Annotated in this window: 21 protein-coding genes; 9 read left to right on the top strand and 12 right to left on the bottom strand. The window is 71.0% G+C overall.

All coding sequences use genetic code 11. The features are described 5' to 3' along the window. The first annotated feature begins 81 nt into the window (after positions 1–81). Positions 82–963, top strand: a complete 882-nt coding sequence (locus tag ACYQ78_RS07220) for a helix-turn-helix domain-containing protein (protein WP_459799936.1) — start codon at positions 82–84, stop codon at positions 961–963. Positions 964–1000: 37 nt separating this feature from the next. Here the strand turns inward: ACYQ78_RS07220 and ACYQ78_RS07215 are convergent, their stop codons facing one another. The 3 genes from ACYQ78_RS07215 to ACYQ78_RS07205 all read right to left on the bottom strand — a co-directional run bounded on the left by ACYQ78_RS07215 (position 1001) and on the right by ACYQ78_RS07205 (position 3582). Continuing rightward, on the bottom strand, positions 1001–1792 hold the full coding sequence (locus tag ACYQ78_RS07215) for an SAM-dependent methyltransferase (protein ID WP_459799935.1): 792 nt from the start codon (positions 1790–1792) through the stop codon (positions 1001–1003). A 255-nt stretch (positions 1793–2047) separates the two neighbouring features. Continuing rightward, positions 2048–2992 carry a Ppx/GppA family phosphatase gene (locus ACYQ78_RS07210; protein WP_459799934.1) on the bottom strand — a complete coding sequence of 315 codons (945 nt, stop codon included), beginning with the start codon at positions 2990–2992 and terminating at the stop codon, positions 2048–2050. A 65-nt stretch (positions 2993–3057) separates the two neighbouring features. Then, entirely contained in the window at positions 3058–3582 is a 525-nt protein-coding gene (locus ACYQ78_RS07205) for a CGNR zinc finger domain-containing protein (RefSeq protein WP_459799933.1), read from the bottom strand. 72 nt (positions 3583–3654) lie between these two features. Here ACYQ78_RS07205 and ACYQ78_RS07200 point away from each other — a divergent pair, with 72 nt between their 5' ends. Further along, on the top strand, positions 3655–4422 hold the full coding sequence (locus ACYQ78_RS07200) for a class I SAM-dependent methyltransferase (RefSeq protein ID WP_459799932.1): 768 nt from the start codon (positions 3655–3657) through the stop codon (positions 4420–4422). Between the two features lie 3 nt (positions 4423–4425). On the opposite strand, the gene ACYQ78_RS07195 is transcribed toward ACYQ78_RS07200, so the two are convergent. From ACYQ78_RS07195 to ACYQ78_RS07160, 8 genes are read right to left on the bottom strand one after another with little or no spacing between them, the layout of a single operon-like run. Next, positions 4426–4842 (bottom strand): hypothetical protein, encoded by a 417-nt coding sequence (locus tag ACYQ78_RS07195; RefSeq protein ID WP_459799931.1) that lies wholly within the window; start codon positions 4840–4842, stop codon positions 4426–4428. 47 nt (positions 4843–4889) lie between these two features. Further along, positions 4890–6041: a 4-hydroxybenzoate 3-monooxygenase gene (locus ACYQ78_RS07190; protein ID WP_459799930.1), complete on the bottom strand. Its 1152-nt coding sequence runs from the start codon at positions 6039–6041 to the stop codon at positions 4890–4892. Beyond that, entirely contained in the window at positions 6038–7138 is a 1101-nt protein-coding gene (gene pcaDC, locus ACYQ78_RS07185; RefSeq protein WP_459799929.1) for a bifunctional 3-oxoadipate enol-lactonase/4-carboxymuconolactone decarboxylase PcaDC, read from the bottom strand. Before pcaDC ends, ACYQ78_RS07190 begins: the two co-directional genes overlap by 4 nt. Then, on the bottom strand, positions 7119–8375 hold the full coding sequence (locus ACYQ78_RS07180; protein WP_459799928.1) for a lyase family protein: 1257 nt from the start codon (positions 8373–8375) through the stop codon (positions 7119–7121). The genes pcaDC and ACYQ78_RS07180 overlap by 20 nt, the downstream gene beginning before the upstream one ends. A gap of 16 nt (positions 8376–8391) precedes the next feature. Continuing rightward, the gene (gene pcaG, locus ACYQ78_RS07175; protein ID WP_459799927.1) at positions 8392–8925 is read right to left on the bottom strand and encodes a protocatechuate 3,4-dioxygenase subunit alpha; all 534 of its coding nucleotides are present in this window, start codon (positions 8923–8925) and stop codon (positions 8392–8394) included. Then, positions 8922–9659, bottom strand: coding sequence for a protocatechuate 3,4-dioxygenase subunit beta (pcaH, locus tag ACYQ78_RS07170; protein ID WP_459799926.1), 738 nt, complete (start codon positions 9657–9659; stop codon positions 8922–8924). The genes pcaG and pcaH overlap by 4 nt, the downstream gene beginning before the upstream one ends. Continuing rightward, positions 9652–10416 carry a CoA-transferase subunit beta gene (locus ACYQ78_RS07165; protein ID WP_459799925.1) on the bottom strand — a complete coding sequence of 255 codons (765 nt, stop codon included), beginning with the start codon at positions 10414–10416 and terminating at the stop codon, positions 9652–9654. Before ACYQ78_RS07165 ends, pcaH begins: the two co-directional genes overlap by 8 nt. Continuing rightward, positions 10413–11222: a CoA transferase subunit A gene (locus ACYQ78_RS07160; RefSeq protein WP_459799924.1), complete on the bottom strand. Its 810-nt coding sequence runs from the start codon at positions 11220–11222 to the stop codon at positions 10413–10415. The genes ACYQ78_RS07165 and ACYQ78_RS07160 overlap by 4 nt, the downstream gene beginning before the upstream one ends. A 95-nt stretch (positions 11223–11317) precedes the next feature. Here ACYQ78_RS07160 and ACYQ78_RS07155 point away from each other — a divergent pair, with 95 nt between their 5' ends. Both ACYQ78_RS07155 and ACYQ78_RS07150 read left to right on the top strand, forming a co-directional pair. Next, the gene (locus tag ACYQ78_RS07155) at positions 11318–12823 is read left to right on the top strand and encodes an IclR family transcriptional regulator domain-containing protein (protein WP_459799923.1); all 1506 of its coding nucleotides are present in this window, start codon (positions 11318–11320) and stop codon (positions 12821–12823) included. Positions 12824–12853: 30 nt separating this feature from the next. Further along, the gene (locus tag ACYQ78_RS07150; protein WP_459799922.1) at positions 12854–14482 is read left to right on the top strand and encodes a RecQ family ATP-dependent DNA helicase; all 1629 of its coding nucleotides are present in this window, start codon (positions 12854–12856) and stop codon (positions 14480–14482) included. Here the strand turns inward: ACYQ78_RS07150 and ACYQ78_RS07145 are convergent. Further along, the gene (locus ACYQ78_RS07145) at positions 14436–14873 is read right to left on the bottom strand and encodes a YxiG-like protein (RefSeq protein ID WP_459799921.1); all 438 of its coding nucleotides are present in this window, start codon (positions 14871–14873) and stop codon (positions 14436–14438) included. The two genes, ACYQ78_RS07150 and ACYQ78_RS07145, sit on opposite strands and share 47 nt — an antisense overlap. Before the next feature lie 58 nt (positions 14874–14931). On the opposite strand from ACYQ78_RS07145, the gene ACYQ78_RS07140 reads away from it, so the two are divergent. The 5 genes from ACYQ78_RS07140 to ACYQ78_RS07120 all read left to right on the top strand — a co-directional run bounded on the left by ACYQ78_RS07140 (position 14932) and on the right by ACYQ78_RS07120 (position 21525). Beyond that, positions 14932–15708 carry an SDR family NAD(P)-dependent oxidoreductase gene (locus ACYQ78_RS07140; RefSeq protein WP_459799920.1) on the top strand — a complete coding sequence of 259 codons (777 nt, stop codon included), beginning with the start codon at positions 14932–14934 and terminating at the stop codon, positions 15706–15708. Beyond that, positions 15705–16277 (top strand): TetR/AcrR family transcriptional regulator, encoded by a 573-nt coding sequence (locus ACYQ78_RS07135; RefSeq protein ID WP_459799919.1) that lies wholly within the window; start codon positions 15705–15707, stop codon positions 16275–16277. Before ACYQ78_RS07140 ends, ACYQ78_RS07135 begins: the two co-directional genes overlap by 4 nt. Before the next feature lie 124 nt (positions 16278–16401). Further along, complete coding sequence (locus ACYQ78_RS07130; RefSeq protein ID WP_459799918.1) at positions 16402–18657, top strand: glycosyl hydrolase family 18 protein; 2256 nt, start codon at positions 16402–16404, stop codon at positions 18655–18657. A 115-nt stretch (positions 18658–18772) separates the two neighbouring features. After that, entirely contained in the window at positions 18773–19699 is a 927-nt protein-coding gene (locus ACYQ78_RS07125) for an NADP-dependent oxidoreductase (protein WP_459799917.1), read from the top strand. A gap of 29 nt (positions 19700–19728) precedes the next feature. Beyond that, the gene (locus ACYQ78_RS07120; protein ID WP_459799916.1) at positions 19729–21525 is read left to right on the top strand and encodes a hypothetical protein; all 1797 of its coding nucleotides are present in this window, start codon (positions 19729–19731) and stop codon (positions 21523–21525) included. Position 21526 lies beyond the last annotated feature (1 nt).

The raw sequence follows: 21526 nt of genomic DNA, 5'->3' as shown, positions 1-21526 counted from the left end.
CGAAATGACATGCCAAAGGTGGATTCGCATGGCACTATCGCCGGGTCCACTTGTGTCGGTAAGTATCTGGGAGCTCACGCAATGCCTGTTCACGGAGCCGGTCAGGATCTCCGTACTCCCGGTCCGACCGCCCTGCGACTGCTCGTCGGCGCGCAGCTGCGCGAGGCGCGCGAGGCGCGGGAGATCAGCCGCGAGGACGCCGCGTTCACCATCCGGGCCTCCGCCTCCAAGATCAGCCGCATGGAGACGGGCCAGGCCACCTTCAAGCCGCGTGACGTGGCCGACCTGCTCACCCTCTACGGGGTGACCGATGACAAGGAACGGCAGGCGCTCATGATTCTGGCCGGGCGGGCCAACCAGCCGAGCTGGTGGCACCCGCTGCGCGACATCGTGCCCTCCTGGTTCGAGGCGTGCCTCGGCCTCGAACCGGACGCCGAGCTGATCCGCACGTACGAGATCCAGTTCGTCCCGGGTCTGCTCCAGACGCCCGACTACGCCCGCGCGGTCGTCTCCCACGCCCACCGGATCAACGACCAGGCCCAGATCGACCGCCGGGTCGAGCTGCGGATGCAGCGGCAGCGCATCCTGGCCGGGGCGGCCCCGGCCAAACTGTGGGCGGTCGTCGACGAGGCGGCGCTGCGGCGCGTGGTCGGCGGCCCCGGCGTGATGCGCGCCCAGTTGCGCCACCTCGACGAGATGAACCGGCTGCCGAACGTGACCGTGCAGATCGTGCCGCTCGACTCCAACTACGTCTCGCGCGGCATCGGGCCGGTCACCCTGCTGCGGTTCGCGCAGAGTGCCCTGCCCGACGTCGTCTACCTGGAGCGGCTCGCCGACGCGCAGTATCTGACCAAGCAGACCGAGGTCCAGCCCTATCTTCACCTGCTCAACGAGACGGCCGCCCAGGCCGAACCGGCGACCTCGACGAGCGAGATCCTCCGGGAGTGCATCGACGCCCTCTAAGGGCCCGCGGCGGGCCCCGGCCGGCCGCAGGCACCGGCTACGGCTTACGGGCGACCCCGACCAGGGCGTCGACCGGAGACGGCGGGCCGAACGGGTCGGGGTCGGGGTGCCACTGGGTGATCGGCACGATCCCGGGTTCGACCAGCTCGAAGCCGTCGAAGAAGCGGCCGAGCTCCTCGGCGTTCCGCAGCGTGTAGGGCACGGCGGGACCGTCGTTGAGCTCTTCCTGGGCCTTGTCGAGGGCCTCGCCGGTCACCACGTTGGAGCCGTCCCAGATGACCAGGTAGCTGCCGGAGGGCAGCGGCTCCATCAGTTTCCTGACGATCTCGCCGGGTTCCTCGGCGTCGGCCACGTAGCCGAGGATGCCCATCAGCATCAGCGCCACCGGGCGCTCGAAGTCGAGGGACTTCTCCGCGCCCTGGAGGATCCGCTCGGGGTCCTGCAGATCGGCGTCGATGTAGCCGGTCAGGCCTTCGGGTGTGCCGACCAGCAGGGCGCGGGCGTGCGCGAGCACGAGGGGGTCGTTGTCGACGTAGACGACCCGGGCCGCGGGGTTGATCCGCTGCGCCAGGTCGTGGGTGTTGTCGACGGTCGGGAGGCCGGCGCCGACGTCGAGGAACTGGGTGACCCCGGCCTCGACGCTGAGGTGGCGCACGACCCGGGACAGCAGGTAACGCGACAGCCGGGCGATCGCCACGATGTCGGGGAACGCCTCGGCGAACTGGTCGCCGGCGACGCGGTCAACTTCGTAGTGGTCTTTGCCGCCCAGCCAGTAGTTCCACATCCGGGCCGAATGGGGGACGGTCGTGTCGATTTTGGGGTTGCTCACCGGAGCTCCTGTCAGGTCGGCTTCCCCAGAACCTACTGTTTTCCGCCGGTTTCAAGTGGTGTTCGGATATTTCCTGATGTGCGCGGCGCTTCGGGAGGAAGGTACTCAGCGCCATGAGGGCCAGGCCCACGATCATCAGGACGGAGACGATAAGAAGCGCCGCGATCACCATCGCGAGGATCGAAGCGAGCATGGCGCCGATACCCAGTAGCTCGATCATGGGGCCGTTTTGCCCGTAATGACCATTCTCATTCCTTACTCAGGGGCGAGGTCAGAACCCCCCAGGCCGTCGAGGCGCCGGAAGATCACACCCTCGCGCAGTGCCCAGGGACAGATTTCCAGCGTCGGCACCTGGAACAGGTCCATCGTCGCATCCGCCACGAGCGCTCCGGCCAGCAGCTGGCCCGCCCGGCCCGCCGACACGCCCGGCAGCGCGGCCCGGCGGTCGGTGGACATCTCGCCCATGCGGGCCGCCCACGTGGACACCGCCTCGTGGGTGAGGTTGCGGCGGACGTAGGAGCCCTCGCTCGACGGCGCGGCGCCCGCCATCCTGGCGAGCTGCTTGAAGGTCTTGGACGTCGCCACCGCGTGGTTGGGCGGCCCGTAACGGGTGACGTCGCCGACCCGGCGGCCGATCTCGGTGCGGATGTGGCGGCGCAGGGCCCGTATCTCCTCGGGCGTGGGCGGATCCTGGGTGAACCAGTCGCGGGTCAGCCGCCCGGCGCCCAGCGGCAGCGACACGGCGGCGTCGGGGGCCTCGTCGATGCCCGAGGCGATCTCCAGCGACCCGCCACCTATGTCCAGGACCAGGAGGCGGCCGGACGACCAGCCGTACCACCGGCGGACGGCCAGGAAGGTCAGGGTGGCCTCGTCGGCGCCGGAGAGGACCTGGATGTCGACCTGGGTCTCCCCCTTGATCGCGGCCAGCACCGCCTCGCCGTTGCGGGCCTCGCGGACGGCGGAGGTGGCGAAGGCCACCAGGTCTTCACAGCCCTTGTCCTCGGCGAACTGGAGCGCCTCCCGGACGAAGGCGGTGAGCTGCTCGGCGCCCTCGGCGGAGAGGTGGTGGTCGTCGATGTGTTCGGCGAGCTTCATGTCGACCTTGTGGGAGAACGCCGGCTGGGGCCGCGCCCCCCGGTGCGCGTCCATGACGAGGAGATGCACCGTGTTGGACCCGACATCGAGGACACCTAGTCGCATGCAATGACGGTATCGCCCTTTTGGGAACGTTCCTGTCGTCGTTACCACGCCGGAATGACGAAAAATCACGTCCTGGCACGAAAAGCAGCGGTTTTCGTACGATTTTGGCACGCCGTGGAACAGAAGCGACGGGTGCCGTTCCGGGAGACGTCGACGAAGACGCGGTCGCAGCGGTCGGCCGTACAGACACCCAGACGGTCGTGGAACTCCCCGCCCAGCACGATCGCGAGCGCGGTGGCGCAGGAGGCGGTCCAGTTGCCGCCCCAGGTGCCCCCGGTCCCGTGGAAGTGCAGGTGCCAGGGCTCGCCGTCGTGGCCGGTGAGGTGGGGGCGGGCGTCGGTGGCCGCGAGCAGGCGGTTGATCGTGGTGCAGGCGCGGTCGAGGTCGCCGGAGAAGGCGGCCCGCAGCTCGGCGGCGTGGCCGGACAGCTCGGTCACGTCGGCGTCGGTGAGGTCGTGGCCGAGCTCGGCCGACAGCTCGGCCCTCTCCGGCACGTCGTAGGGCCGCCCCCGCCGCTCCCCCGGGGTCAGCGTGTTCACCAGGGTCACGGCCATGGCCACGACCGCATCGGTGTGACTGTTGAAGTTCACTTGACCAGTTACATTCTTCGAGATTACGGTAACCGGCGACAGCTTATACGACAGTTACACAAGGGAGCAGCCGTGACGCTCACCCGTGACCACGCCCGACGCTGGCTCGACCGCTGGGACCGCCAGCAGGAGGGCTACATGCCCAGCCGGGAGGCGCGGTTCGCCACCCTCATCGATGCCCTGGTGGAGAGCGCCGGGCGGCCCGACCCGCTCGTCCTGGACCTCGGCTGCGGGCCCGGCTCGCTCGGCGCCCGGATCAAGGAGCGGCTGCCGGAGGCGACCGTGGTCGGCTTCGACACCGACCCGCTGCTGATGGCACTCGGCGGGGCCGCCTACGACGGCATCCGGTTCGTGGACGCCGACCTGCGCGTCCCCGGGTGGAGCGCGGTCGCGGGGCTTCCCCGCCCCGCCGACGCCGCCGTCAGTACGACCGCGCTCCACTGGCTCCCGGAAGAGCCCCTGTCCCTCGTCTACCGGGAGCTGTCCACGGTGCTGCGGCCGGGCGGGGTGTTCCTCAACGGCGACCACATGCAGTCACCGGAGGGCACCCGCCTGGCCGCGCTCGAACGCGCCGTCGCGGGCCGTGCCACCGACCGGCGCTTCCCCGGGGGACGTCCCGAGGACTGGGCCGCGTGGTGGGCGGCGGTCGAGGAGGACCCCGGCCTCACCGCCCTGTGCGAGGACCGCGAGAAGCGCCGCGCGATGGCCGCGCACCACGGCTTCGAGTCGCTGCACCTCGCCGTCCACGTGACCGCGCTGACCCAGGCGGGCTTCACCGAGATCGGCACGCTGTGGCAGGAGGGCGACGACCGGCTGCTGTGCGCGTTCCTGCCGGAGTAGCGCCTACTGGTAGCAGTTGGGCTTGCTCGCGCCGTTCAGGAGGCTGCAGAAGGCCGTGATGTTCGAAGGGATCTTGACCCAGGTGTAGGCGGGCAGGCTGGTGCCGCCGATGTAGCCGTGGACGAACGGCGACTCGATCATGAAGCCGTCGGCGTCCTTGACCCCGATGTCGCTGCTCAGCTTCCCGCTGGGCAGCCAGTAGGTCTGGCAGGTGAACGACCCGGCGTTGTAGGTCCAGCAGGTCTCGCTGCCCACGCCGAACCGGGCGACCTTGACCGTGAAGTAGCCGGGGAGGTTGTTCTTGACCTTCCCGCAGAACCCGTAGCCGCACTCCTCCGCCGAGGCGGGAGCGGGCGTGAAGAGTGCGGCGGCGAAACCGGCCGCAGCGAGGGCGGCGGCTGCTCTCCTGATCATCGACATGCGGCCGAACCTAGGAAGGCCCTGTATAGGGCTGGTATAGGCCCAGATCAGACCGTTCCGGTGTAGTTGAGCGCCAGCTCCGCCGCCGCCGCCTCGGAGGTCGCGATGCGGTGGAGCTGGGCCAGCTGGAGCCGGGTGTCGAACTCCGACTGGCCCGGCTTCAGGTGCAGCATCGTGGTCATGAACCAGGAGAAGTGCTCGGCCCGCCAGACCCGCCGCAGGCAGGTGTCGGCGTAGGAGGCGAGCAGATCGCTCTTCCCGGTACGCCGCCAGTGGTCGAGCGCCTGCGCCAGCACCACCACGTCGGCGACGGCCAGGTTGAGCCCCTTGGCGCCGGTCGGGGGCACGATGTGGGCGGCGTCCCCGGCCAGGAACAGGCGGCCGTGCCGCATCGGGTCGGTGACGAAGCTGCGCATCGGGGTGACGGCCTTGGACGTGATGGGCCCCCGGGAGAGCTTCCAGTCGGCGTCGACGGCGAACCGGAGGTCGAGTTCGTCCCAGATCCGGTCGTCGGGCCAGTCGTCGGGGTTCGTGTCGTTGGGGACCTGGAGGTAGAGGCGGCTGACCGTGGGCGAGCGCATGCTGTGCAGCGCGAAACCGCGCGGCGAGTGGGCGTAGATGAGCTCGTCGGTCGACGGGGCGACGTCGGCCAGCACGCCCAGCCACGAGTAGGGATATTCGGCCTCGTAGGTCCGCGCGCCGGGGACGTGGGCCCGGGAGATGCCGTGGAAGCCATCGGCGCCGACGATGAAGTCGCAGGTCAGCGTCTTCTCCTGGCCGTCGTGGCGGTAGGTGACGTAGCCGTCGCCGATGCCGGTGGCCTGGGCCTCGAACAGCAGCGGGCCACCCTCCGCCAACTGGAGGGCGACGAGGTCCTTCACGATCTCGGTCTGGGCGTAGATCATGACGGTGCTGCCGCCGGTCAGGGCCGGGAAGTCGAGCCGCACCACCCGGCGGTCGAACCGCAGCTCGATGCCCCGGTGCGGGAGCCCTTCGCGGTTCATCCGCGCTCCGGCGCCGCACTCGCGCAGGGCGTCGACGGTGGCCTGTTCGAGCATGCCGGCCCGCTGGCGCTGCTCGACGTAGTCGCGGTCGCGGCTCTCCAGCACGACCGAGTCGACGCCCGCGTTGTGCAGCAGGCGGGCGAGCAGCAGGCCCGCCGGGCCACCACCGATGATCGCGACCGTGGTGTGGGTCATTCGAGGCTCCCTAGGGCGCGTTGGGCGACGGCGAAGGCGGCGTTGGCGGCCGGGACGCCGCAGTAGATCGCGGTCTGGAGAAGGACTTCCTTGATCTCGTCGGGGGTGAGACCGTTGCGGACGGCCGCCTTGACGTGCATGGCGAGCTCCTCGTGGTGGCCTCCCGCGACGAGCGCGGTCAGGGTGATGCAGCTGCGTGTCTTCCGGTCGAGACCCGGGCGGGTCCAGATCTCACCCCAGGCGTAGCGGGTGATCAGGTCCTGGAAGTCGGCGGTGAAGTCGGTGGTGTTGGCGACCGCCCGGTCGACGTGGTCGTCGCCGAGCACGGCCCGGCGCACGGTCTGGCCGTCGGTCTCCGGCAGGTGGGAGCGCATCGCGGCCACGACGGCGTCGGGCCGTTCCACCGGGGCGAGGTGGGCGGCGCCGGGGAGTTCGACGAGCGTGGCGCCCGGGATGCCGTCGGCGAGTTCGCGGGCGACCGGGGGCGTGACCGCCGGGTCGTCGCAGCCGGCGATGACCAGGGTGGGCGTGGTGATGTTCGGCAGCTCGGCGCGGATGTCGTAGCCCGACAGGGCCTCGCAGCACTCGGCGTAGCCCTCGTCCCGGGCCGCGAGCAGGTCGTCGATCATGGCCTGGACGACGGTCTCGTCGGCTGTGGGGGTGAACCAGCGGCCCCGGGTGGCCTCTTCGAGGGCGGCGGTCCCCTGGTCGCGGACCAGCGCCGCGCGTTCGTGCCAGCTCTCCTCCGTGCCGAACTTGGCGGCGGAGCAGACCATGGTGAGGGAGAGCACCCGGCCGGGGTGGCGCAGGGCCAGCCAGGCGCCGATCGCGCCGCCGAGGGAGATGCCGGCGTAGTGGAAGGTGTCGGCACCGGTCTCGTCGGCGATGTCGATCACGAGCCGGGCCAGGGCCTCCATCGTGGTCGCCCCCTGGACGACCTTCGACCACCCGTGGCCGGGGAGGTCGTACCGGATGACCCGGAAGTGGCGCGACAGCGCGACGGCCTGCGCGTCCCAGACCCGGAGCGAGGTGCCCAGGGACGGGCCGAGGAGCAGGACGGGGGCGTGCGCGGGGCCGTCAACGCGGAAGTTCAACATCGGCGATCTCCTTGAGGGGCCGGTCGAGAGCACGGTCGACGAGTTCCCCTGCCGCGCCGGAATAGCCGGTCGGATCGAAAAGGGCGGGATCGAGATCGGCGTCGAGGGCTTGAATCAGCGGCATCCGCAACCGGGCGGCGTCACGGGACGCGGTTTCGAGAATGTCTCGCGCAGCCTTATTGCCGATTTTCCGGGACAGCTCGCTCAGGACGCGTTCGGCGACGATCAGGCCGCCGGTGAGGGACAGGTTCTCCCGCATCCTGGCCGGGTGGACCTGGAGGCCCTCCGCCAGGGCTCGAGCGTGGAAGGCCGCTCCCCCGCTCAGGCGGAGCAGGGTGCGGAGGGGTTCCCATTCGGCGTGCCAGGCTCCGGCGGGGCGTTCGTCCTCGGCGGCCAGGGCGCCGTAGAGCGTGGCGGCCAACTGGGGGGCCTGGCGGGCGCAGGCGGCGATGAGGGTGGCGTGGACGGGGTTGCTCTTGTGCGGCATCGCCGACGAGCCGCCGCCGTCGCCCTCGGTGACCTCGGCGATCTCCGTACGGGACAGGACGAGGACATCGGCCGCGATCTTGCCGAGCGCTCCGCAGCAGAACGCCAGCGCGCCCGCGAGGTCGGCGACCGGGGTGCGCAGCGTGTGCCAGGGCAGCAGCGGCGCGGCCAGCCCGGCCTCCTGGGCGAACCGCTCCATGAGCGGGACAGAGAGCGTGGCCAGCGTGCCCCCGGCGCCGCCGAGCTGCGCGGGCAGGGTCACCTCGGCCAGCCGCTCGTGGGCGTCGACCACCAGCGACCGCCAGCCCGTGGCCTTGAGCCCGAACGTGGTCGGCACGGCGTGCTGGGTCAGGGTGCGGCCGGGCATCGGGGTGTCCCGGTGCGTGCGGGCCAGGGCTTCGAGCGCCGTGGCTGTGGCGGCCAGGTCACGCAGGATGACCCGCCGGGTCCGGGCGGCGACCAGCATGAGCGCGGTGTCCAGGATGTCCTGACTGGTCGCGCCGTCGTGGGCACCTTCGGGCAGCGTTCTGACCAGCGGGATCACCGGATTCCCACCGCTGTGCCGAGTCCGGCCCTCGCCGCCGGACTCCGCCATCGAGGTGATCCGCGCCGCCAGGTCTGGGCGGTTCTGGGCGCGGGCCAGGGCCGCCTCCGCGTCGAGCAGGGCGCGGTGGACGGCCCGGTCGGCCGTCGCCTCGTCGGCGGCGGTGCCCGCCCAGGCCGGGCCGAGTAGGCCGTCAGCCGCGATCAAGAGAACCTCCGGGGTGTCAGCCCAGGTCGAGGAAGACCGTCTCCGCGTCGCCCTGGATGCGGATGTCGAACCGGTACACGCCGTCGCGTTCCGAACGAGCGACGAGCGTCGAGCGGCGGTCGCCGGGCAGCGACTCCAGCAGTGCGTCGCCGGAGTCCTCCAGGTAGATGCGGGTGTACAGGTGGTGCAGGAGCCCGCGCGCGAAGACGCACACGGCGATGTAGGGGACCTCGCGCGGCCGGACGGTCCGGACGGCCCAGTGGCCGTCGAGGTCGGTGGCAACACGGCCGAAACCGGTCAGGGTCACCCCGTCGCGGCCGGCGAACGAGCCGTCGACCTCGTCGCGGCGCATCGATCCGGGCTTCCCGGCCTCGTCGGCCTGCCAGAACTCCAGCAGCGCGTCGGGGACGGGGTCACCGGCGCCGTCGTAGACGTATCCGTGGACGGAGATCGCGCCCGGGTGGCCCGGGGGCACCAGGTCGCCGCCGTCGCGGAACGGGAGCGCGTAGCCGTAGAAGGGGCCCACGGTCTGTGAGGGGGTGGGTCTCATCGGCCTTCCTCCATCCAGGTCGCCGACGGGCCGTCGAGGACGATGTCCCATCTGTACCCCAGGCTCCACTCGGGCTGCGAGAGGTCGTGGTCGTAGGCGGCCACGAGCCGTTCGCGGGCCTTCTCGTCGGTGACCGACTGGAGGATCGGGTCGTACGGGAACAGGGGGTCGCCCGGGAAGTACATCTGGGTGACGAGCCGCTGGGCGAAGGCCGTACCGAACACCGAGAAGTGGATGTGGGCCGGGCGCCAGGCGTTGACATGGTTCTTCCACGGATAGGCGCCGGGCTTGATCGTGGTGAAGCTGTAGCGGCCGTCGGCGTCGGTGAGGCAGCGGCCGGTTCCGCTGAAGTTGGGGTCCAGCGGCGCGGGGTGCTGGTCGCGCTGGTGCGGGTAGCGGCCCGACGCGTTGGCCTGCCAGACCTCCACGAGCTGGTGCCTCACCGGGCGCCCGTCGCGGTCGACCACCCGGCCGGTCACGGTGATGCGCTCCCCGAGCGGTTCGCCGGCGTGCTGGCGGGTGAGGTCGGCGTCGAGCGGGGTGACGTCGGTCGCGCCGAAGACCGGCCCGCGCAGTTCGGCGTACGCCTCGGGCGGGGCGACGAGCGCGCGGTGCGGGTGCCGCAGGCCGCTGGAGCGGTAGGGCGGGTAGTCGCGCGAGGGGTGGTCGGCGCCGTCGGACTTGGCGGCGAGCTCGGCGATCTCGCGGGAGATCACGTCCTGCGGGTCAGGCATCGGGTGCTCCTTGGGTGAGGCGGCGCAGCGCGGTGAGCTCCGCCTCCGTGGGTGGTTCGGTGACCCGGAGGCCGGCGGCGACGGCCAGGGGCCAGCCGGTGGCGGCCACGGCCCGGCCGGGGTCCACCCCGGGGTGCACCTCGGTGAGCGTCAGTTCGGCGGTCTCCGGGTCGGGCCGCAGGACCCCGAGATCGGTGATCACCGCGACCGGTCCGGCACCGGGCAGCCCGAGGCGCTCGCGCGATCCGGGCCCGTCGCCGTGCCCGACGGTCGTGACGAAGTCGAGCTTCCCGACGAGGTTCCGGGTGGAGTGGCGCAGCACGAGCAGCACCTTCCCGCAGCTCGCGGCGATCTCCGGCGCGCCACCGGCACCCGGGAGCCGGCCCTCGGGCCGGTCCGGGCCCCGGTCGATGACGGTCGTGTTGACGTTGGCGAACCGGTCGACCTGGGCCGCGCCGAGGAATCCGACGTCGATGCGCCCGGCCTGAAGCCAGTAGTTGAAGATCTCCGGTACGGACACCACGGCGTCGGCCGTGTCCGCGAGCTCGCCGTCCCCGATCGAAAGGGGCAGGCGCGACGGTTTCGAGCCGAGGGTGCCGGACTCGTAGATGAGGACCAGCTTGGGTTCGATGGTCCGGCGGGCGAGGTTGGCGGCGGCGCTGGGCAGGCCGATACCGACGAAACACGTGCGCGCCCCGGCGAGGGCACGGGCGGCGTTGACGGTCATCAGCTCGTCAGGTGTCCAGGTCAGGGTCATGACGCCGCCAGTACGGTGTCGCGCATCCAGGTCTGGAAGGTGGCGCGGTCGCGGGAGATGGCGTCCCACGCCTGGTAGAAGTCGTTGTCGCGAACTGTGTATCCGGCCGCGTACGACGGATGGGCGCCGTTGGGGGCCAGGGCGACCGCGTCGACCGACCATGAGGGCAGCACCACCGCGCCGGGGGTGGGAGTGAGCTCGTCCACGATCTCCTCGACCGTCACCAGGACGCGGGAGGCGGCCAGCGCGGCCTCCTTCTGGATGCCGACCAGGCCCCAGAGCTGCACGTTCCCTTCGCGGTCGGCGCGCTGGGCGTGGATCACGGTCACATCCGGGTTGATCGCGGCCACCGCCGCCAGTTCCTCTCCGGTGAACGGGCACACCACGGTCGAGATCGTCTCCGACCGCGACGGCAGGTCGCTCCCCCGGTAACCGCGCAGCACCGCGAACGGCAGCCGGGACGCCCCGGCCACATAGCGGTTGGCCATCCCCGCGTGGCTGTGCTCGTCGAGTTCCAGCGGTCGCGGCCAGCCGTTCTCGACCGCGTCGCGGAAGCGGTGCAGCGAGCCCACGCCGGGGTTGCCGCCCCACGAGAAGACCAGTTTGCGGGCCGCGCCCATGCCGATGAGCTGGTCGTAGATGACGTCGGGGGTCATCCGGACGAGCGTGAGGTCGGTCACGCCCTGCCGGATGACCTCGTGTGCGGCGGCGAAGGGGATGAGGTGGGTGAACCCTTCCATCGCCACGGTGTCGCCGGAGTGCACGAGGGCGGCCACCGCGTCCCGCAGGTTGTGGATCTCCGCCATGTTCTCCCTGTTCGGATGGCTTTTGTTCGCCTGGTGAACTATTGTTCACAATTGCGATAGGTCAGGAGTCTGCTACCCCCTTTGGACGTGTGTCAATGACCGACGATGTGGTGGGCCCGCTGGAGCGCGGACTCGCGGTGGTGCGGGCGATGGCGGCGGGCGAGCCGTGCCGCCCGAGCGACCTCACCCGCGTGACCGGGCTGGCCCGCTCGACCGTCGACCGGGTGGTGGCGACCCTCGTCGCGATGGGCTTCGCCCGTCCTTCCGGCCCCGATCGCTCTGTACGGCTGACGCCCCGCGTCCTGACCATCGGGAACACGTATCTGTCGGGCAGCGGCGTCCCCGGCGCGCTGGGTCCGGAGGCGCGCAGGCTGGCCGAGACCCTCGACGAGTCGGTCTCGCTGGCGGTGGCCGACGGCACGGCGGTCCGGTTCGTCACCCAGCTCCCCCGGCGGCGCACCCGCTCGCTGACGTTCCGGGTGGGCGACCTGGTGCCGGCCGAACGCTGCGCGGCGGGGGCGCTGCTGGCGTCCGAGTGGACCGAGGCGGGGTGGGCCCGCTGGCGGACGTCCACCCCCGAGACCGTGGTGGCCTCCGATCTCGCGGGTGAGCAGGCGTTCCGCGAGCGGGCCCTGGCGGCCCTCGTCATGGGCCACGCCCGCGACGACCAGCTGATCGAGCCGGGCCTGATCGCGATCGCGGTGCCGGTGCGGGCGCGGGGCCGGGTGGCCTGCGCGGTGAGCGTGGTCTCGCACGGCAGCAGGCACACCGTCGAGTCGCTGGCCGATCTGGCGCTCCCCCATCTCGACACGGCGCTGATGGAGGGGCGGCTGGCGGCGTACACACCGGAGCCGTCGTGTCCCGTCGAGATCCCCGATGACACGCCGGTGCAGTCGCTGGCGCGGGGGCTGGCGGTGCTGACCGCGCTGGGCGGCACGCTGGCGGAGATCGCCGAGGCCACCGGCCTGGCGCGGGCGACCGCCCGGCGGGCCCTGCTGACGCTGGTCGAACTCGGGTACGCCGCGCGGAGCGGCAACCGTTTCGTCGCGCGGCCGAAGGTGCTGGAGCTCGGCTACGCCCGGCTGTCGTCGCTGACCCTGGGCGAGATCGCCACGCCCCACCTGACCACGCTGGCCGGGGCGGTCGGCGAGTCGGCGTCGGTGGCGGTGCTCGACGGGACCGACATCCGCTATGTGGCGCGCGCACCCGCGTACAAGATCATGAGTGTGGACATCACGGTCGGCACCCGCTTCCCGGCCTTCGCCACGTCGATGGGCCGGGTGCTGCTGTCCGACGACGCCGAGCTGGGCGAGACCGCGCAGCTCACCCGTCACACCGTGACCGACCACGCCCAGCTGCGGAAGCTGATCCGGCAGGCCCGCGCCGACGGCTACGCGACCGTCCACGACGAGCTCGAAGAAGGGCTGCGGGCGCTGGCCGTGCCGATCCACGATCGGGAGGGGCGGGTCGTCGCCGCCGTCAACGTCGCGACGACGGGCCAGGTCAGGCCGGGTCTGCTGGCCCACCTCCAGGCCACCGCACTCGCCGTCGAGACCGATCTCGCGCTGGTCACCGCACGAACCCCGCTCAGACCGGCCTGAACCGCTCACGGCCGGGCATAGAGGGCGGCCATGAGGAGACTGCTCGCGAGGTTCCGGCTCGGTTCGACGGCGAAGCGCGTGTTCGGCTGGCAGCGGCTGCGGCCCGGCCAGAAGGAGGCCATGCGGCATCTGGTCGCCGGGCGTGACGTGCTGCTGGTGATGCCGACCGGAGGCGGCAAGTCGGCCGTCTACCAGGTGCCCGCCCTGCTGCTCGACGGCCCGACGGTCGTGGTGTCGCCGCTGATCGCGTTACAGCGCGACCAGGTGATGGCCCTGCTCAAGGCGGGGACCGGCGCGGTGGCGGTCAACTCGACCCAGTCGATCGACAAGGGCCTCGACCAGGTGACCGCAGGGACGGCCGAGTTCGTCTTCCTCTCCCCGGAGCAGCTGGCCAAGCCGGAAGTGGTCGCCCGGCTCAAGGCGGCCCGGCCGTCGCTGATCGCGATCGACGAGGCCCACTGCGTGTCGTCGTGGGGGCACGACTTCCGCCCCGACTACCTGCGGCTCGGCCAGGTGATCGAGCAGCTCGGCCACCCGCCGGTCGTGGCGCTGACCGCGACGGCGGCGCCGAACGTGCGAGCCGAGATCGTGCGCTCGCTGGGCCTGCGGAACCCGGTGGAGCTCGTGCGCGGCTTCGACCGCCCGAACCTGACCCTGTCGGCCCGCCGCTTCACCTCGGAGGACGACCGCCGCAAGGCCCTGGTCGAGCACGCCCTCGCGAGCGACGGCCTGACCCTGATCTACGTGCCGACCCGCCGCGAGACCGAGGAGTACTGCGCGCTGTTGGCCGGGAAGCGCGCCGAGCCGTACCACGCGGGCCTGAAGACCGCCGACCGCAACGCCACCCACGCCCGCTTCGCGGCCGGTGAGCTCGACGTCGTGGTCGCCACCTCCGCGTTCGGCATGGGCATCGACCGCCCCGACGTGCGGCGGGTGCTGCACGCGGGCCCGCCGGAGTCGCCCGACTCCTACTACCAGGAGATCGGCCGCGCGGGCCGCGACGGCGCCCCGGCCGAGGCGATCCTCTTCTACCGCCCGGAGGACCTGGGCCTGCGCCGCTTCCAGATCGGCGGCCGGGCCGACCCGGCGCTCCTGCTGCGCGTCGCGGTCCTGGTCAGGGAGCACGGCGGCCTGGTCCCGGCCGGGGAACTGCGCGACCTGCTCGGCATCGGCACGACCCGCCTGACCGCCCTGGCCAACCTGCTGGAACGCGCGGGCGCGCTGACCCCCGGCGAACTGCGCTGGACCTCCCGCGACCTCACCGCCGAGGAGGCCGTCGAGAAGGCGATCGAACTCGACGAGATGAGGCACCGCATCGACGACTCCCGCCTGGACATGATGCGCGGCTACGCCGAGACCACGGGGTGCAGGAGACGCTTCCTGCTGGAGTACTTCGGCGAGCCCTACGGCGGCTCGTGCGGCACCTGCGACACGTGCGCCTCGGCGGCGCCCCCGGAACCGGTCGCCGAGGGCCCGTTCGCGGCCGGATCCCTGGTGGAACACGCCGCCTGGGGCCCCGGCCAGGTCATGAGCGCCGAACCCGACCGCGTGACCGTCCTGTTCGACCGCGTCGGCTACAAGACCCTCGCCCTCTCGGCCGTCGACGGCATCCTCACTCCGGCAGCTCCTCGACCAGCAGATCGGAGAAGATCAGCGTGATGTCGTGGGCATTGGTCTCGAAGCGGACCTCGTGGAAGTCGATGCCGATCGCCTCGGCCCACCGCCGCGCCGCCGGGGAGTCCTCGACGATCGTGCCGCCCGGGTAGAGCTCCTGCCACTCCACTCCCCAGACGTATCCGTCGAGATCGACTCCGGTCTCGTAGACGGTGAGCCGGTCGTCCAGGGACTCCTTCCAGGTCTCGGTCCGCACGGCCGAGACCACCGAGACCTGGACACAGTGCCGAAACAGGTAGCGCCGCTGCGACGGTACGACGTCGGATGCCATGTCGACCACGAACTCGTAGTCGCGCATGTACGGGGTGAACCCGTGGCGCCTCAGGCCCATGTCGAAGATCTCGTCGAGGGCCCGCTGCAGGTCCGCCGCGTCCATGGAGATCAGGATATCTAGAGAGTTGCTCTAAAGAATTGCTCTAATTTATGCTCCGGCCATGAACGTGGTGGTCACCGGGGGAAACCGGGGAATCGGGTACGCCGTCTGCGCCGAGCTCGCGCGGCAGGGGCATCGGGTGGTCGTCGTCGCGCGCGACGCGGCCAAGGGGGAAGAGGCGCTGCGGTCGCTGCCGGGTGAGGCCGGGCTCGTGCTCGGCGACCTGTCGACCGTGGCGGGCATGCGGTCGGTGGCCGAGCGGCTCATGGTCGTGTGCCCGGAGATCGACGTGCTGGTGCACAACGCCGGGCTGTGGCCCTCCAGGCTGACCCTCACCGGCGACGGGCTGGAGCAGGCGTTCGCGGTCAATCATCTGGCGCCGTACACCCTGAACCGGCTGCTTGAAGATCGGCTCAAGAGGGTCGTGCAGGTCAGCGCGGGGCTCTATGTGAAGGGGAAGGCCGACCCCGAACGGACCCCCTACGGCGCGGACTTCCACCCGCTGCGCACCTACGCCGACACCAAGCTCTGCAACGTGCTGATGCTGCCGCTGTTCGCCGAACGGTGGCGGGCGCGCGGGGTGACGATCGACGCCGTGCATCCGGGGGTGATCAACACCGGGCTGGGTGATCGGAAAGGGCCGGTCGGAGTGCTGCTCAAAGTGGCCAAGCGGTTCTGGAAGACTCCTGACCAGGGCGCCGCCCCCGTGGTCGCGCTGACCACGAAGTCCACCACCGGCCGCTACTACGACGAACTGGAGGAGATCCCGATGACCGCCGACCGCGAACTGGGCCTCCGGTTGTGGGAGCAGGCGGAGAAGCTCTCCGGAGTCGCATGAGGCAGGCCCGCAGCGAGGCCACGATCCGCAGGCTGCTCGACACCGCGCTCGAAGCGTTCACCGACGACGACTTCACGCTGCGCTCGGTGACCTCACGCAGCGGGGTCAGCATGGGCAGCCTCTACCACCACTTCGGCAGCTTCGACGGGCTCGCCGCCGCGCTCTACTCCGAGTGCATGGACGACCTGCTCACGAGCCTGATCGACCACGTGGAGCGAACGGAGACCGCAGAAGAGGGGGTGCACGCCATCGTGCGCGCCTATCTCGCGTTCGCCCGCGACGACACCGCGCGGGCCCGGTTCATCCACGCCGCGCCCCTCATCGAGCCCCACGCCGCCGCCATCGCGGCCGGGAAGGCGCCGCGCGTCGACCGGCTGGCCGCCTGGTTCGCACCGCACATCGCGGCCGGGACGATCGCCGACCTGCCGCCGGCCCTGATCGAGATGCTGCTCATCGGGCCGCTCGCCGAGACCACGCGGCGGGTGTTCGCCGGGGTCGCGGGCCTGGATCTCGACGAGGCGGCCCGGGTTCTGCCTGGCCCGATATGGCGGTCGCTGAAGGCCCATTGACGGGGAGTGTGACGCGGGTTACGTTCGCACTAATTAAAAGGAAAGCTTCCTATTAGTTGGACGGGAACCCCCTGTTCCCGGTGCGTCCCGCCGCATCCCTTCCTCCCCCACGTGGAGTAGCACGATGAGAAGAGTCCTGACCCTCTTGACGGCGATCGGTGCGCTGATACTGCCGCTGATGTTCGCGCAGAACGCGGCGTACGGCGCGGTGACGGTGCCCTTGCGGGCCAATGCGAACGGCCCGGCCCTGACCGACGGCGGGGGCAACGCCTGGCTCGCCGACAAGGCGTACTCCAGCGGCACCTGGGGCTACGAGACGTCGTTCGGCGCCGGCTCTACGGGGAGCGCGATCGGCGGCACCACCGACGACGCGCTCTACCAGAACTACCAGCTGTTCAGCAGCTGGGGCGGCTACAAGTTCGACGTCGCCAACGGCACCTACCAGGTCACCGTGAAGATGGTGGAGGACTGGGCGAACGCCGCCGGGCAGCGGAAGTTCGACATCCGGATCGAGAACACCGTGGTCCAGTCGGCGTTCGACGTGTTCGCCGCTTGCGGCGCGCTCAACGCCTGTGACCGTACCTACACGGCGACCGTCAGCGACGGCCAGCTCAACGTGCAGTTCAACATGAACGGCGGCGCCAACTACGCCATCGTCTCGGCGATCGCGGTGACCGGCGGCACCGGCGGCGGCGACACCACCGCGCCCTCGACCCCCGCCAACCTGGCCGTGACCGGTGTGACCAGCAGCAGCGTCTCGCTGTCGTGGAACGCCTCGACCGACAACGTCGGCGTCACCGGCTACCTCGTCTACCGGGGCGGCACCCTGGTCACCACCGTGACCGGCACGACCTTCACCGACACCGGCCGCGCGGCCAGCACCGCGTACACCTACCAGGTGCGCGCTCGCGACGCCGCCAACAACCAGTCGGGCCTGTCGAACAGCGTCACCGGGACCACCTCAGGCACCGGCGGCCCCGACACGACCGCGCCCTCGACGCCTGGCGGCCTGACGGTGACCGGCGTGACCAGCAACAGCGTCTCGCTCGGCTGGAACGCCTCGACCGACAACGTCGGCGTCACCGGCTACCTGATCTACCGGGGCGGCACGCTCGTCACGACCATCACCGGCACCTCGTTCACCGACACCGGCCGGGCCGCGAACACCGCGTACACCTACCAGGTGCGGGCGCGCGACGCCGCCAACAACCAGTCGGCGCTGTCGAGCAGCGTCACCGGCACCACCTCGCAGACGGGCACCGGCGGCAACAAGAAGCTGCTCGGCTACTTCGTCCAGTGGGGTGTCTACCAGCGCGGCTACCACGTGAAGAACATCGTCACGAGCGGCTCGGCCAGCAAGCTGACGCACATCAACTACGCGTTCGGCAACGTCCAGAACGGCCAGTGCACCATCGGCGACAGCTACGCCGACTACGAGAAGGCCTACACGGCGGCCGAGTCGGTCGACGGCGTGGCCGACACGTGGGACCAGCCGCTGCGCGGCAGCTTCAACCAGCTGCGCAAGCTCAAGGCGGCCTACCCGAACATCAAGATCCTGTTCTCGTTCGGCGGCTGGACCTGGTCGGGCGGCTTCGGCCAGGCCGCGCAGAACGTCACCGCGTTCGCGAACTCCTGCTACAACCTGGTCGAGGACCCGCGCTGGGCCGACGTCTTCGACGGCATCGACATCGACTGGGAGTACCCGAACACCTGCGGCCTGTCGTGTGACGCCTCTGGCTTCGCGTCCTTCAAGAACATGATGCAGGCGCTGCGCACCCGCTTCGGCAGCAACAACCTGGTCACCGCGGCCATCACCGCCGACGGCACCACCGGCGGCAAGATCGACGCGGCCGACTACGGAGGCGCGGCCCAGTACCTCGACTGGTACAACGTCATGACCTACGACTACTTCGGCGCCTTCGCCGCGCAGGGCCCGACCGCCCCGCACTCCCCGCTGACCAGCTACTCCGGCATCCCGACCGCCGGGTTCTACAGCGACAACGCGATCCAGAAGCTCAAGTCGAAGGGCGTGCCCGCGTCCAAGCTGCTCCTCGGCATCGGCTTCTACGGACGCGGCTGGACCGGCGTCACCCAGGCCACCCCGGGCGGCAGCGCGACCGGCGCGGCACCGGGCACCTACGAGGCCGGCAACGAGGACTACAAGGTCCTGAAAAACACCTGCCCGGCCACCGGCACCATCGCGGGCACCGCCTACGCCAAGTGCGGCAGCAACTGGTGGAGCTACGACACCCCCGCCACGATCACCGGGAAGATGACCTACTCGAAGGACCAGAGCCTCGGCGGCTCGTTCTTCTGGGAGCTCAGCGGTGACACGAGCAACGGCGAACTCATCACGGCCATGAAGAACGGCCTCGCCTAGTCAAATCAGAGGAACCCCGGACAGTTATGTCCGGGGTTCTTTTTTTGATCTTTTGGTTGAAATATCTACTACGATCATGGGCCTCAGACCCCCGGACTCATCTGGAGGAGAACCAATGCGCGCGGTGGTCGTCAGGAAATACGGGGGCCCGGAGGCCCTCGAGATCGTGGAGGTACCCGCCCCCGAACCGGGCCCGGGCCAGGTCCGCATCACGGTGGAGGCGGCGGCGATCAACCCCGTCGACCTGTTCATCCGCGGCGGCGGCCTGCTGATGCACGGCGCCCCCGCCCGCGAGCAGACCGGCATGGGGTGCGACGTCGTCGGCGTCGTCGAGGCGCTCGGCGAGGACGTCACCGGAGTCGGCGTCGGCGACCGCGTCATGGCCGCCTCGACGTGGGGCGGCTTCAACCGCGACTTCGGCCCGTACGCCGAGCAGGCGGTCATCGCCGTCGGCGAGCTCGCCCCGGCCCCGGCCGAATGGCCCGCCGAGCAGGCCGCGAGCCTGCCGCTCCCGGGGCTCACCGCGTGGCAGTGCCTGGACATCGTCGACCTGGCGAAGGGGTCGACGTTGCTGGTCACCGGTGCCGCCGGTGGGGTGGGCGCCATGCTGGTGCAGCTCGCCGCGCTGCGCGGCCTCACCGTCGTCGCACTGGCGCGTTCCAGCGACGAGGAGTACCTGCGCGGACTCGGCGCGGAACACGTCGTCGACGACATCGCGAAGGTCCGCGACCTGCTGCCCGAGGGCGTGGACGCGGCCGTCGACCCGGCCTGCCTGGTGCAGCCCGCCCACGACGCCGTGCGCGACGGCGGGAAGTTCGTCGCGGTGGTCGCCAACGGCTCCCCCGAAGACGGCCGGGACATCGCGTCGCAGGTCATGTGGGCCCACTCGGCCCGCGAGCAGCTCGACGCGCTGGTGACCCTGGTCGACGAGGGCAAGGTCAAGATCCGGGTGGCCGGCACGCTGCCGCTCGAACAGGCAGCCGAGGCGCACGCCCGGATGGCCGAAGGCGGACTGCGCGGACGGCTCGTTCTCCTGCCGTAATCCAGACAATCTGGAATGCTGCCGGTCATATGCGCGTAAGAGTCACGCCTTTTGGCGAACCGCTGACCGGCCATTCCGCCCCCGTCGCCGGGGTGGCCATCCATCCCGGCGGCGATCTGATCGCCACCTCCGACGATTCGGGCCTCATCCGCTATTCCACGGGTGTGGAGATGAGCGGGTCCCCGTACACGATGACCCTGTCCTTCCATCCCGACGGACATCTGCTCGCCTCGGGGGGTGAAGACGGCGCCGTCAGCCTGTGGGATCTGTCCGGTGACCCGGTGGGCGAGCCCCTGAAGGGGCACGACGACGTGGTCACGGCCGTCGCCTTCCACCCCGACGGCCATCTGCTGGCCAGTGCGAGCTGGGACCATTCGGTCCGCTTATGGGATCCGGTGACCAGGATGCCGGTCGGCGACCCGCTGACCGGGCACACCGGAAGAGTGGTGGAGCTCGCCTTCCACCCCGCCGGGCACCTCCTGGCCACCGCGGGCAAGGACGGCATGATCCGCCTCTGGGACGCCGGGACCGCCCAGCCGCTCGGCGACCCCGTCCCCGGTGAGGGCATCGCCTTCCTCGGCGGCCAGTTGGTCATCATCGGCGTCGACCGCCTCGCCCGGGTCGACGGCCAGGTCATCACCCCCGAGCCGGTGTCGTGGCTGGCCGGTCGCGGCGATGTGCTGGCCGCCGTGAGCTGGGACGACTCCATTTCCCTGTACGACCTGAGCGCCACCCCCCTGGCCCGGGTGACCGGCCACGCGGGAGTGGTCCAGGCGCTGGCCCTCGGCGACGACCTCATGGTGAGCGTCGACGACCTGGGAGAGGTGCGCCGCTGGCGGATCGACGGACTGCCACCCACCGAGCCACCCGACCCGGTCGCCCGCCTGCGCCGCTCGCTGGTGACCCTCCAGCACACCCACGCGGTGGCCCGCCGGGTCCGCGACGACCTGAACCGCCGTCTCGAAGAGCGCGATTCCCTCGTACGCGACCTCACCGCCCGCGTCGAGGAACTCGAGAACCGGATGACCTCGGCGGTGATCGCCCGCCGCCTGACCGGCCACGACGCGCCCGTCCACGGGGTGGCCTTCCACCCGCGCGGCCACATGCTCGCCACCGCCGACAGGACGGTCCGGCTGTTCGACCCGGTCACCCGCGACAAGATCGGCGACCCCCTGCCCGGCGGCCCCGCCGTCGCCTTCCACCCGCGCGGCCACCTGCTGGCGGCCTCCTGCGCCGACCACACGGTCCGGCTGTGGGACCCGGAGACCCGCCGCTCCTTCGGCGAACCGCTGGCCGGGCACCTGGCGGCGATCACCTCCATCGCCTTCCACCCCTCCGGCGACACGATCGCCACCGCGAGCGACGACGGCACCGTCCGCGAGTGGGACACCGTCAGCGGCCGCCAGCTGAGCGAGCGCCCCGGCGCCTTCGCGGTCTACGCCGGTGACGACCTGGTCGTCGACGCCCAGGCCGCCTGCGGCCACCTCCTGGCCAACGCCCTTCCCGGCGGGGCGGTGCTCCTGCGGAACCTGCGGACCGACGCGCTGACCGAACTCACCGGCCACACGGCCGACGTGCGGGCCCTCGCCTTCGACACGACGGGTGAGCTCCTGGCGACGGCGGGCGACGATCGTACGGTCAAAATCTGGGACACGATCGGCGGCGCGGAACTGAGCAGCTTCACCGGCCACACCTCCGCCGTCAACGGGGCCGCGTTCCATCCGGACGGCCATCTGCTGGCCACGACGTCCGACGACTGCACGACCCGGCTGTGGCCGACCAGGCTCGGCGGGGACGCGGGTCCGGCAGAATGGGCCGGAGCCTAGG

Source organism: Herbidospora sp. RD11066 (genome assembly GCF_054661255.1).
This window is presented reverse-complemented; position numbering and strand designations above follow the sequence as displayed.